We start from the raw sequence: 11,072 nt of genomic DNA on the forward strand, positions 1-11,072 counted from the left end.
CTCCCGTAACGTTCTCCGCTTGCGCATCGCGCGCACCCGTATTGGAGAACTCATGGCAGCACACGAATCGCAACCCACCTCGACCCATTCCATTGCCGACGCCGCGCAACTGTTCGGCGAAGACGATCTGACGCGCCGCTTCGCGCCGGTTTTCGCGCGGATCGCCGCAGGCGCGGTACAGCGCGAACAGCAACGCGAACTCGCTTACGCGCCGGTCGACTGGTTGCGCAAAGCGGGCTACACCAAGCTGCGCGTGCCGCAAGCGTACGGCGGCGAAGGCGTGTCGTTCACGGCGTTTCTGGCCTTGGTCACGCGACTCGGCGAAGCCGATTCGAATCTGCCGCAAATCCTGCGCGTCCACGGCGGCTTTATCGAAGCGCTGCTGGAAAGCGACGACGAGCCGTTGCGCGAGCGCTGGTTCACGCGCATCGCGCAAGGCCAGATTATCGGCGGCGCGACCTCCGAGCGCAGCGCGGCGACCGACAACAGCGTGCGTCTCACGCAAACCGACGGCGCGTGGCATCTGGACGGCGAAAAGTACTACACCACCGGCACCCTGTACTCGGACTGGGTCGACGTCACCGCGCACGACGGCGAAAGCCATGTGCGCGTCATCGTCAAGGCCGACGCGCCGGGGCTCGAACGCATCGACGACTGGGACGGCTTCGGTCAGCGCCTGACGGGCAGCGGTACCGCGCGTTTCAACCATGTGCCGGTCGCCATCGACAATCTGTACCGCCGCTATCGCGCGTCCGAGCCGCGCAGCAATAGCCTGCTCACCACGTATTACCAGGCGCTGCACATCGCGAATCTGGCGGGCATCAGCCGCGCGGCATTGCGCGACGCGGTGGCCTTCACCCGGGCCAAAACCCGCACCTTCGGCATTCCCGGCGAATCGAGTCCGCGCGACAACCCGCTGGTGCAGCGTGTGATCGGACGGCTCGCGAGCCTCGCGTATTCGACGCAGAGTCTCAGCACATCGCTGGCCCGCGCGATCGACGAAGTCTCGACAGCGCGCACGCAAGGCCGCGCCACCGCGCAGGCCTACGTCCACCTCGACATTCAAACGTTTCAGGCGCAGCAGATCGTGATCGAGCAGACGCTGCAAGCCGCGACGCTGCTGTTCGAAGTGGGCGGGGCATCGGCCACCAGCGAGTCGCGCCGGTTCGACCGCTACTGGCGCAATGCGCGCGTGCTCGCGTCGCACAACCCGGCGATCGTCCGCGAGGCCGCGATCGGCGACTTCTATCTGAACGGCAACGCGCACAAGGAGCGGTTCGGGCTCGAGCCGCAAAGTGCGTCGGTTGCGGCTTCGGTTGCAGACTCCGCAATCGCTTCGGTGACTGCCTAGGCGCACTGGCCGGCTTCGCGACGGCGCTCCAACGCGCCGTCATCGGGCTCCCGGTCGGCACACGCATGCGCTAAGCTTGCGCAACCGAATAGCCCCGACGAGCGTTATGAAGAATCTGCCCGCCTACGAGCCTCCCGTCGATGAAACCGAGCTGCTGCTGAAGTGGATTCGTCGCGCGCGCGAATCGCAGATGAGCCATTACGACATGGCCGATCTGCTGTCGGCGCGCGACCGCCAGCTCGGCTGGCTGGTCACCGCGCTGACCGCGTTCGTCGGCACGGCGGTGTTCGCGTCGCTCACTGCCGCGGCGGTTTCGCCGGCGTTGCGGATCTTCGTAGGGTTCGTGAGCGTCGCGGCGGCGGTGTCGGCCGCCTTGCAAACCTTTCTGCGCTATGCGGAACGCGCGGAAAAACACCGCGCCGCCGGGGCGCGTTATGGCGCGGTACGCCGCCGGCTCGAAGCGATCTTCGCCGGCGACGCCGATGCGCGCGACGGCCACTACCTCGCCGCGACACGCGAAGAACTCGACCGGCTCGCCGAGGATTCGCCCAACGTGCCGCCACGCGTGTTCTATCGCACGCAGCGCAGGCTCTCCACCGACCCGCTGCGTAGCCGCGACATCTGATTCAGCAAGGGCCCGGAGCGAGCAAGCCTGAAGCGCCGGCTGGCGGTCGTCAGCGCCTTTCGATCCAGCCGCCGTCCGAGCCTCGCCTGAATCTCGCCTGAACCTCGCTTAAGCCTCGCTTAAGCGAGCGCCCCCCATAATCCGGGACGCTCGGAAAGCCGCTTCTTTCTACCCGCGTTATTCCGCACGGATTCTCGCCGCCGCCTTACGGTCCGATACCAGAAGCCTTACACTTTGGCGGCCTTAAGGATCGCCTGATTATGGTATCGTCCGGCCTGCGCTTTGAATGCGCACGCCACACTCAATCGGGAGCCAAAGCGCTCCCTAGAAAAATATCATGCATGTCCAAAACGCCCGTCGCTGGGCACCAAGGGGTACACGCGCCTGGCTGGTGGCGGCCGCTGCATTGGCCGTTGCCTGCGATGTGCGCATGCTGCTTCACCCATTTATCGGCCCGTTTCTGCCGGGCACCGCGTTCTGCATCGCGGCGTCGCTGGTCGAGTATTTTTTCGGCCTGGCGCCGGCGCTCGCGGTCATGCTGCTCGGCCTCGGCATCGCCGACTATCTATTCGTGCCGCCCTACGCAGCCATCACCGTGTTCAACCAGGCTGACGTGGTGCTGCTGATTTCCTATCCGCTCGTCACGCTGCTCGTCATCGTTCTGATCGAACGCTTGCGGCGCTCGCAGTTCCGCGCCGAGCTGATCGCGTCGGTCGCGCAGTCGCGCTATGAAATGCTGCTGCGTCACGATAACGAACGGATGCTGGCGCGCCGCGCCATCGACGAAACGCACCGCTTGTTGCGCCATCTGTCGCATCACCACCGCACCTTCATCTTTATTCAGGCGCTCGAACGCGACGCGCTGCAACCGGCCGACGACCTCAAACAGCACAGCGTGCTGCCGCGCCTGCCCAATGAAATCGCGCCGGGTCCGCGCTTTGCCGACGTCGATCCCGACGACATTCAGCGCCTGGGCAAGGCGCTGCGCCCCGGCACCCACCGCGTGCGCCTGAAAACCGGCGACGGCGCGTCGAAGCTCACTGAATGCGTGTGCGAGCGCTTCACCACGCATGCGGGTGACTTCCTCGTCTTGCGGATCGGAGCCTGAGCCATGAATCAACCGACCCAGCCGACCAGCCTGTTCTTTCCCGGCGACGACCACGCCGTGCTGATGCTGCACGGCCTGTCGAGTTCGCCGCTCGAATTGCGTTTTCTCGCACGCTTTCTGAATGCGGAAGGCTTTACCGCTTGCGCGCCGCTGCTGCCCGGCTATAGCGCCGGCTCGAAGGAAGCCGCGATGGAAACGTGGATCGAGGCGGCCGTGCGCGAGTACGACGCGCTCGCGGAGCGCTTCACGCACGTGTCGATCTGCGGGCTGTCGATCGGCTCGGCGCTGGCCCTCGCGCTCGCGCACCGCCGGCCGCAGGCGCAATCGCTCGTGCTGCTGTCCTTGACGCTCGCTTACGACGGCTGGGCCATCCCCTGGTATCGTTTCCTGCTCAATTGGGCTTACTACACGCCGATGCGCAAGCGCTGGCGCTATCGCGAGGCGGCGCCATTCGGCCTGCGCAACGAGGCGCTGCGAGCGAAGATCGCGCGCGCGATGCAGCGCAGCGATTTCAGCGAAGTCGGGCCGTCCACGATCTCGTTGCCGGCCTTGCACGAAGCGAGCCGTCTGGCGGCGGAAGTTCGTACGCTGGTGCGCGACATCAAGACGGATTGTCTGATCGTGCATGCGATCGACGACGAGACGTCGAGCCCGCGTAATGCCCAATTCGTGGCCAGCCATATCGGCGCGGCCTTCTTACGCACAATCTGGCTGGATGACTCGTATCACATGATTACGTCGGACAACGAGCGCGAAATCGTCGCGCGCGAAACCGCGCTGTTTCTGCGCGAAAGCGAGGCCGTGCGTAGCGGCGACGACGGTCGCCAGCCGGTGGTTTCGAAGGCGCTAGCGCGCCGCCTGCGGCAACTCGCGGCACTCGGCAAGGAGCGGGCATGAGCGCGCGCGTGAAGTTTGTTGGGCGCGGCCACGGTCGGCAGGTACGACCGGCGCATACGTCGCTGACGCGGGCCTTGGCGCTGACCGGCGCGGTGCTGGGTTTGACGGCAGCGCAAGCCGCGCATGCGGACGACACGACGCCCGCGACGCCCGCGACGACCGCTGACACCAGCACCGCCCCAGCCGCATCGTCCGACAGCAAATGGAAGATCGGTGTCGGCCCCGGCCTGGTCGTCACGCCGAAGTATCCCGGCTCGCGGCAACTGAGCTATATCCCGTTTCCGGCGCTGGACATTTCCTACGACGACCGCTTCTTCTCGCAAGGCCCGGACGTGCTCGGCGTCAACGTGCTGCGCGGGCCGGCCGCGGCCTATCACCTGGGCGCGGCGCTGAGTTTCGATTTCCAGTCGCGCAAGGAGTCGGACGATCCGCATCTGCACGGCCTCGGCGACGTGGACGGCGGTCCCAAGCTCAAGCTGTTCGCGGACTATACGTGGTGGGCGTTCACCGGATCGGTGGCGCTGTATCAGGATATCGCCGGGCATCATCAGGGCACGACCGTCAGCACCGATCTGGTGGCGTCGGCGCCAGTGGGCGGCTGGCTGTTCTCGGTCGGGCCGGGCTTCACGTGGGCCAACGGCACGTACACGCGGACGTTTTTCGGCGTCTCGCAGCAGCAGAGCGCGGCGTCGGGTTTGCCCACGTATAACACCAGCGCCGGCATACGCGACATCCATATGAATGCGATGGTGACCTACGACTTTTCGCGGCACTGGAACGGCTCGGTTGCCGCGACCTTCGGGCGGCTCGAACACAATGCGGCGAATAGTCCGATTACCGAAAAGCGCTTCGAGTTGAATACGCTTGCGTCGGTGAATTACAAGTTCTGATTTTTATCGATTGGTTGCGCGCTTGCCGGGCCGGCTCGGGTCGACGCCGGCATCGAATCAGGCGCGCAATCGGTGAAACGCCGCTCAGGCGTTGTCGCCCAGATCGTCGAGCGCGATCCCCAACTCCGTCGCCATCCGCCGCACTACCGCCTGCAGCCGGCTCACTTCTTCCGCGAGCCGCTTCTGCTCGGCCTTCACCGCTTCGAACGCGGATAGCGGCACGGCTTCGTCGTCGGCGCCCGGCTGGGCCAGATCGCTCGCGCTGACTTCACCGCACAGCAGATGCATCCAGCGGTTCTCGCGCTCGCCTGGCGTGCGCGCCAGTTTGACGACGCGCGGCGGGTCGTTGGCCGCCAGTTCATCGAGAAACGCCTCGACCGATGAAATGTCAGCGAAACCATGCAGACGGGCGCTGTTCAGGCGCAACTCGGCCGCGGTCTGCGGGCCGCGCAGCAGCAAGGTAGTCAGCAACGCCCCCGACTGGCTCGGCAGGCCCAGCACGCGGTTCATGTTCTGCTCGAAACGCGGCACGCGGCTGCTGCTACCTTCCATCACCAGGCTCAGCCGTTTCAGACCGTCGACGGCGGTCAGCACTTCGGCTTCGGTGGCGTTCATCACCGGCGCGCGGCCGGTTTTCTGATTGCAGCCCAAGGTCAGCGCGTTCAACGACAACGGATAACTGTCCGGCACGGTGTGCTGCTTTTCGACGAGCACGCTGAGCACGCGCCCTTCGAGCAAGGTCAACGCGCGGAGGGAGGGACGGGAAACAGCGTCGGGAGTGGTGTTCATGGATATTGTTGCGGCTGGAGTCGCCGGGTCTCGTAGATGGGGTGCGTTGCCTTGCACAGCCTGGCGGCGCTTTCTGGATGGCGGTCCCTATGATAAACGGGCCAGACGGTGCGCGGTGCATGAAACCGGTCGCCGCAGGGTCGCGTGGCCGCCGGGGCGGCGAACGTCGGGCCCTGAGTCCCAAGGCTTTTTTATCTGATTGACTGAATTCCACATTCGAGATAATTTCCCTAATATGGAAAACAATCTTCAGAACGACAACGCCATCGACCGCCGCATCGCGCAGCGACTGCGAGCGCTACGCGCCGAACGTAACTGGTCGCTCGACGATCTCGCCCGGCTCAGCGGCGTCAGTCGCGCCACGCTGTCACGCCTCGAAAACGCCGCCGTGAGTCCGACCGCGAGCGTGCTCGGCAAGCTGTGCGTGGCCTACGGCCTGCCGATGTCGCGCCTCATGCACATGGTCGAGGAAGACTTCGCGCCGCTGGTAGCGCGCGCCGCGCAGCCGTTGTGGAGCGACGCCGCGGCCGGCTTCAGGCGCCGCTCGGTGTCGCCGCCCGCGCAGGCGTTGGCCGGCGAAGCGCTGGAGTGCGAACTCGAACCCGGCGCGCACATTACCTACGACGCGTCGCCGAGACCCGGCCTCGAACATCATCTGATCCTGCTGGAAGGCCAACTGCGGATCACCGTCGACGGTCAACGCCACGATCTGCAGCCTGGCGATTGCCTGCGCTACCGGCTGTTCGGCCCGAGCGCTTTCGTGACGCCCGCGCGGAGCGGCGCCCATTACTTTCTTTTTATCGTGTGAGCCGATATGAGCGCCATGACCATCACTTCTTTTTCCGCCGACGATCTCGAACGCCATCTGCCGGAACTCGGCGCGCTGCTGCATGCGTGCGTGCATGACGGCGCCAGTGTCGGTTTCGTGTTGCCTTGTAGTGTCGAAGAATGCGAAGCGTTCTGGGGCGGCAAGGTGCTGCCGACGCTGCGGCATGGCCGGCTGGTTCTGCTCGTGGCGCGTGAAGGCGACGCGATCGCCGGCACCGTGCAACTGGACTACGACACGATGCCGAACCAGCGACATCGCGCCGACGTGCGCAAACTGCTGGTTCATCCGGCGTGGCGCCGTCGGGGCATCGCCCGTGCGTTGATGACGGAGTTGGAGCGGCACGCGCTGCGTTTGCAGCGCAGCCTGCTCACGCTCGACACGCGTACCGGCGATCACGCCGAGCCGCTTTATACCGCGCTCGGTTATCAGGCGGTCGGTGTGATCCCCGGTTATGCGCTGGACCCGGATCAGGCGTGTCTGGAGGCGACGACGTTCATGTACAAGGCGCTGGAAGCGGCGCACGCGCAATCGGCGGCGTGATCCATGCGGCCGATTGCGGTGGCCGCCTGTCGTTGTTCTGTTCGTTCCCGGCACGCTGCGCGTTTAACGCAAAAGCATTCCTCCGCTAACCGCACTGCGCAGCGCTGCTCAACGACGCGAATCGAGCGCGATCCGCACCGCGAGTCCGGCGAGTACCGTGCCCATCAGCCAGCGCTGCACCCTCAGCCACACGGGGCGCCCCGCGAGAAACCCGGCGATCGACCCCGCCATGCTCGCGATAATCGCATTCACCGTCACGCTGACCACGATCTGCACGCAGCCGAGAGCCAGCGACTGCAACAGCACGCTGCCATGTCCCGGCGAAATGAATTGCGGCAGCAGCGACAGATACATCACTGCGATTTTCGGATTCGCGAGGTTGGTGACGAAGCCCATGGTGAACAGCTTACGGGGGCTGTCGTGCGGCAGATCGCGCACCTGGAACGGCGAACGGCCGCCGGGTTTGACGGCCTGCCAGGCGAGATACAGCAGATACAACGCGCCGCCGAAGCGCAATGCGTCGTATGCGAAAGGCACCGTGAGCAATAGCGCGGTAATGCCGAACGCCGCGCAGAACATGTAGAACACGAAACCGAGCGCCACGCCGCCGAGCGACACCAGACCGGCGCGCTTGCCCTGACAGAGCGATCGCGAGATCAGGTAGATCATGTTCGGTCCCGGCGTGAGCACCATGCCCAATGAAACCAGACCGAAAGCGAGCAGCGTTGTGAAGGCGGGCACGGCGTTCTCCTCTGTGACGAATGGGGGGCTGCCGCCGACTATAGCCGATCGCCGCGACGCCGACCCGATACACATTCGCGGAATAGGTACAGATACACAGGGCTGGCCGGGATTCGTGAAAAATCCGCCGCATCTCCGCTAAGCAGATGTTTTCAAATTTAAATTTCTGTTTCGGTGAGTGATCGCTGTACTGCTGAATCAATAGACTGGTGCGCGGGCAACAATCTTGTCATATGCAGACAGCCACGGTCGGCAGGGATCTTCGAGCCCGGCCGGTAAGCGTCCTTCGTTGCCTTGGGAGTGCCTGCTGGTTCGGGTCGGGGGTTTTGCATGTCGCAGTGAATTCAAGCGGAATCGCGTCGGTTAGGCCTTTTCGTGTTGTCCGAGCAGCCACCGTCGAAAAATCTGCAACGACTTCATTTGTGCAGAAGCCTCCGGATACACGAGATAGTAACCTTTGGGATAGCGCCACATCTGGTCCGACATGCGTTTTAGTTTGGCCGCCGAGACCAGATCGTCGGCCATATATGACGGCAGAAGCGCGACGCCCATTGCGGCGACTGCGGCGTTCAGTGCCATCGACATGACCTCATACCTTGGGCCATCCCGGCCTGCATCGCCGGCTATGCCTTCGCGCGCGAACCACCCTTCCCACGCGTCCGGAAGCGTCAGATGCTGGATCAGCGCTGACTTTGGCGTCCGGGCATCGACCCTTTCACCGTGCATCGCGATCCACGAAGGTGCCGCGTACGGCGACAGCTGCAGCGGCACCACGAAGTCGTTATGCAGCCCTTGTCTCTGGCCATCGCCGAATTCCAGCGATGCATCCACGCTCGTCACTCCAAAATCGACCGCACCCACGCGCGTCCTCAAATTCAGCGTGATTTCGCCATGCTCACGCGTGAATTCAGGCAGTCGAGGAATGAGCCAGTAATTTCCCACCGACGACCCGACGGACAGCGACAACGAGCCGCCGCGTCCCTTGAGCGCCATCACGTTCACGGTGGCTCGTTCGAGCCGCTGTAGCAGCGGCGCAATCTCAGCGAGGTACTCGCGCCCCGCGTCAGTGAGCGCCATCGCGTCGCGGCGTCCGACAAACAGTGGTACGCCCAAGCGTTCCTCCAGTGTCTGGATCTGTCGGCTTATCGCGCCTTGGGTCAGATGTAGTTCCCTCGCCGCGGCAGTGAAGGACCGCAACCGCGCACTTGCCTCGAAACAAAGCAGCGACTGCGTTGAGGGTGCATGAAACATGATCGTCCATGAAGAAAATGCAAGAGCGGTGCGATTTTTTCGCGTCTGGTTGGTGACGCTCGACGCTATGCATGAGGTTTTCTCATGTTAACCGGAGGAAAAGTGGTTTGCCAATCAAAATTGGCGAATCGATGATTGCTCGCAAGATGTCCCACCGAATTATTTGGATACTTGAATGTTCGACCTCGTTATAGAAGGCGGTACTGTTATCGATGGGACGGGAGACTCTCGGACGCGATGTGACGTCGGCATTCGCGCCGATCAGATCGTCCAACTCGGCGACCTCACCGGGCTCATGGCCAACAAACGTTACGACGCGACTGGGCGCATCGTTGCGCCTGGCTTTGTCGATGTGCACACCCACGATGACCGTTTGCTGCTTGATGTGGCCGACGGTCCACATCCGAAGCTGTCGCAAGGTGTGACTACCGTTGTCACGGGAAATTGCGGTATCAGTCTCGCCCCGCTCCTATCGCAAAACCCGCCGCCACCGCTAGATCTCTTAGGCGTCGATGCATGGCGTTTTGAACGTTTCAGCGACTATCTCGACGAATTAGAACGCGTTCGGCCGGCGCTCAATGCCGCGTGTTTGGTAGGACATTCCACGCTTCGGGTTCGTCAAATGAGCCGCCTTGATCGCGAAGCAACTCAAGACGAAGCCGCCCGCATGGCGAAAGATCTTGAGGATGCGCTTATGGCAGGCGCGATCGGCATGTCGACTGGGCTCTACTATCCGCCCGCTCGACACGCAACGGCTGCCGAGGTTATTGCCGTGGGTGCTCCCTTGACTCATGCAGGCGGCATCGTGACAATGCACTTACGCGACGAAGGCGATGCGATCGACGATGCCTTGCGCGAAGCAATGCAAATCGGCCGTGCATTGAACATCGATACCGTGCTCTCGCATCACAAGCTCGTGGGTCGTAACAACCACGGCCGCTCAGCTCAAACGCTTGCCATGCTCGAGCAAGCGTCCCAGCATCAACCCGTTTGCTTTGACTGTTATCCGTACAACGCATCGTCAACCATGTTGTTGGCATCGCGTGTGCGTCAGTCGGATGAGGTTCTCGTGACGTGGTCAAAAACGGACCCGACCGCAGCCGGACAATCACTGTTCAAGCTGGCGAAAGCGCGCGGCACGAATCCCGAATCTTTAGCAGACGCTTTGTCTCCAGCGGGCGCAGTGTACTTCGCGATGAGCGATGAGGACGTAGAGCGCATTCTCTCGCATCCGATGGCGATGGTAGGTTCCGATGGCCTGGCGCACGACCAGAGCCCGCATCCGCGCCTATGGGGCACGTTTCCGCGTGTACTTGGCCACTACGTGCGCACCCGCCGCCTGTTTTCCCTCGAGACGGCGATCCACAAGATGACCGGACTAAGCGCGCGCCGCTTCGGCCTGGAGGGACGCGGAGTGATTGCGAAAGGGCATTACGCTGACCTCGTCGTGTTCGACGAAAGCCGTATCGAAGACCGAGCATCTTTCGAGCGTCCGACGCAAGTGAGCGCGGGGATAGACGCTGTGTTCGTCAATGGCCAGCTTGCTTGCGAAAACGGAATATCGATGGACATGCATGCCGGGCATGTTATCCGGCGACGCGTCTCCTAGATCGACGATCGATCAGGCTTTTTTAATCAGAGCAATCATTCTCCCTCGCGAGACGAGACCCATGAATCACCCAATTGAACAAAACGCGATGCCCCCTTTGTCAGCGACTGCTGCCGACGCGGCAAAAACCGCGATTTACTCTGGCAAGAGAAAAGCGTTCGTGCTCGTGATGCTTCTAGTTTCGTGGATACTGGCCAATGCCGATCGCATGGCAATGAGCATCTCGATCGTCCCCATTTCGAAGGACTTCAATCTCGATGCCCGGTCTGCGGGTTTGTTGTTGAGTGCGTTCTACGTGAGCTATTCGCTCATGCAATTGGTCGCGGGCCAGCTTAGCGACCGCTTCGGACCCAGGCTGTGTGGAAACCCGAGGAGATTGCAATGCGACGCATGATTGCTGACCGCCGCAGTGCGTTTGGTTGCCTTTGCGGCCATCAATGGG

The 11,072-nt window shown here is 63.1% G+C and carries 12 protein-coding genes; 9 read left to right on the plus strand and 3 right to left on the minus strand.

Annotated features, from left to right (window positions below; all coding sequences use genetic code 11):
• Positions 1 to 52 precede the first annotated feature (52 nt).
• The 5 genes from BX591_RS30175 to BX591_RS30195 all read left to right on the plus strand — a co-directional run bounded on the left by BX591_RS30175 (position 53) and on the right by BX591_RS30195 (position 4,871).
• Entirely contained in the window at positions 53 to 1,351 is a 1,299-nt protein-coding gene (locus tag BX591_RS30175; RefSeq protein WP_111934975.1) for an acyl-CoA dehydrogenase family protein, read from the plus strand.
• Positions 1,352 to 1,457: 106 nt separating this feature from the next.
• Complete coding sequence (locus BX591_RS30180) at positions 1,458 to 1,976, plus strand: SLATT domain-containing protein (protein ID WP_111934976.1); 519 nt, start codon at positions 1,458 to 1,460, stop codon at positions 1,974 to 1,976.
• Positions 1,977 to 2,313: 337 nt separating this feature from the next.
• Complete coding sequence (locus tag BX591_RS30185) at positions 2,314 to 3,084, plus strand: DUF4118 domain-containing protein (protein ID WP_111934977.1); 771 nt, start codon at positions 2,314 to 2,316, stop codon at positions 3,082 to 3,084.
• Between the two features lie 3 nt (positions 3,085 to 3,087).
• Positions 3,088 to 3,981 (plus strand): alpha/beta hydrolase, encoded by an 894-nt coding sequence (locus BX591_RS30190; protein WP_111934978.1) that lies wholly within the window; start codon positions 3,088 to 3,090, stop codon positions 3,979 to 3,981.
• Positions 3,978 to 4,871: a MipA/OmpV family protein gene (locus BX591_RS30195; protein ID WP_176343140.1), complete on the plus strand. Its 894-nt coding sequence runs from the start codon at positions 3,978 to 3,980 to the stop codon at positions 4,869 to 4,871. Before BX591_RS30190 ends, BX591_RS30195 begins: the two co-directional genes overlap by 4 nt.
• An 84-nt stretch (positions 4,872 to 4,955) precedes the next feature.
• On the opposite strand, the gene BX591_RS30200 is transcribed toward BX591_RS30195, so the two are convergent.
• The gene (locus BX591_RS30200; RefSeq protein WP_111934979.1) at positions 4,956 to 5,660 is read right to left on the minus strand and encodes a YceH family protein; all 705 of its coding nucleotides are present in this window, start codon (positions 5,658 to 5,660) and stop codon (positions 4,956 to 4,958) included.
• 235 nt (positions 5,661 to 5,895) lie between these two features.
• Here BX591_RS30200 and BX591_RS30205 point away from each other — a divergent pair, with 235 nt between their 5' ends.
• Positions 5,896 to 6,468 carry a helix-turn-helix domain-containing protein gene (locus tag BX591_RS30205; protein ID WP_111934980.1) on the plus strand — a complete coding sequence of 191 codons (573 nt, stop codon included), beginning with the start codon at positions 5,896 to 5,898 and terminating at the stop codon, positions 6,466 to 6,468.
• Between the two features lie 6 nt (positions 6,469 to 6,474).
• Positions 6,475 to 7,029 (plus strand): GNAT family N-acetyltransferase, encoded by a 555-nt coding sequence (locus tag BX591_RS30210; protein ID WP_111934981.1) that lies wholly within the window; start codon positions 6,475 to 6,477, stop codon positions 7,027 to 7,029.
• 108 nt (positions 7,030 to 7,137) lie between these two features.
• On the opposite strand, the gene BX591_RS30215 is transcribed toward BX591_RS30210, so the two are convergent.
• Both BX591_RS30215 and BX591_RS30220 read right to left on the minus strand, forming a co-directional pair.
• Complete coding sequence (locus BX591_RS30215) at positions 7,138 to 7,770, minus strand: LysE family translocator (protein WP_111934982.1); 633 nt, start codon at positions 7,768 to 7,770, stop codon at positions 7,138 to 7,140.
• A 363-nt stretch (positions 7,771 to 8,133) separates the two neighbouring features.
• Positions 8,134 to 9,021: a LysR family transcriptional regulator gene (locus tag BX591_RS30220; protein WP_111934983.1), complete on the minus strand. Its 888-nt coding sequence runs from the start codon at positions 9,019 to 9,021 to the stop codon at positions 8,134 to 8,136.
• A 175-nt stretch (positions 9,022 to 9,196) separates the two neighbouring features.
• Here BX591_RS30220 and BX591_RS30225 point away from each other — a divergent pair, with 175 nt between their 5' ends.
• A complete protein-coding gene (locus BX591_RS30225; protein WP_111934984.1) occupies positions 9,197 to 10,630 on the plus strand; it encodes an N-acyl-D-amino-acid deacylase family protein in 1,434 nt (477 codons plus the stop codon).
• A gap of 61 nt (positions 10,631 to 10,691) precedes the next feature.
• Positions 10,692 to 11,024 carry an MFS transporter gene (locus BX591_RS30230; protein WP_111934989.1) on the plus strand — a complete coding sequence of 111 codons (333 nt, stop codon included), beginning with the start codon at positions 10,692 to 10,694 and terminating at the stop codon, positions 11,022 to 11,024.
• Positions 11,025 to 11,072 lie beyond the last annotated feature (48 nt).

The organism is Paraburkholderia bryophila (assembly GCF_003269035.1).
GTDB classification, from domain to species: domain Bacteria; phylum Pseudomonadota; class Gammaproteobacteria; order Burkholderiales; family Burkholderiaceae; genus Paraburkholderia; species Paraburkholderia bryophila.

What these genes read in the sequence shown, in the direction of transcription:
- BX591_RS30175 (WP_111934975.1), top strand. Translation starts at nt 53, where the DNA reads ATGGCAGCACACGAATCGCAACCCACCTCGACCCATTCCATTGCCGAC.
- BX591_RS30180 (WP_111934976.1), top strand. Translation starts at nt 1,458, where the DNA reads ATGAAGAATCTGCCCGCCTACGAGCCTCCCGTCGATGAAACCGAGCTG.
- BX591_RS30185 (WP_111934977.1), top strand. Translation starts at nt 2,314, where the DNA reads ATGCATGTCCAAAACGCCCGTCGCTGGGCACCAAGGGGTACACGCGCC.
- BX591_RS30190 (WP_111934978.1), top strand. Translation starts at nt 3,088, where the DNA reads ATGAATCAACCGACCCAGCCGACCAGCCTGTTCTTTCCCGGCGACGAC.
- BX591_RS30195 (WP_176343140.1), top strand. Translation starts at nt 3,978, where the DNA reads ATGAGCGCGCGCGTGAAGTTTGTTGGGCGCGGCCACGGTCGGCAGGTA.
- BX591_RS30200 (WP_111934979.1), bottom strand. Translation starts at nt 5,660, where the DNA reads ATGAACACCACTCCCGACGCTGTTTCCCGTCCCTCCCTCCGCGCGTTG.
- BX591_RS30205 (WP_111934980.1), top strand. Translation starts at nt 5,896, where the DNA reads ATGGAAAACAATCTTCAGAACGACAACGCCATCGACCGCCGCATCGCG.
- BX591_RS30210 (WP_111934981.1), top strand. Translation starts at nt 6,475, where the DNA reads ATGAGCGCCATGACCATCACTTCTTTTTCCGCCGACGATCTCGAACGC.
- BX591_RS30220 (WP_111934983.1), bottom strand. Translation starts at nt 9,021, where the DNA reads ATGTTTCATGCACCCTCAACGCAGTCGCTGCTTTGTTTCGAGGCAAGT.
- BX591_RS30225 (WP_111934984.1), top strand. Translation starts at nt 9,197, where the DNA reads ATGTTCGACCTCGTTATAGAAGGCGGTACTGTTATCGATGGGACGGGA.
- BX591_RS30230 (WP_111934989.1), top strand. Translation starts at nt 10,692, where the DNA reads ATGAATCACCCAATTGAACAAAACGCGATGCCCCCTTTGTCAGCGACT.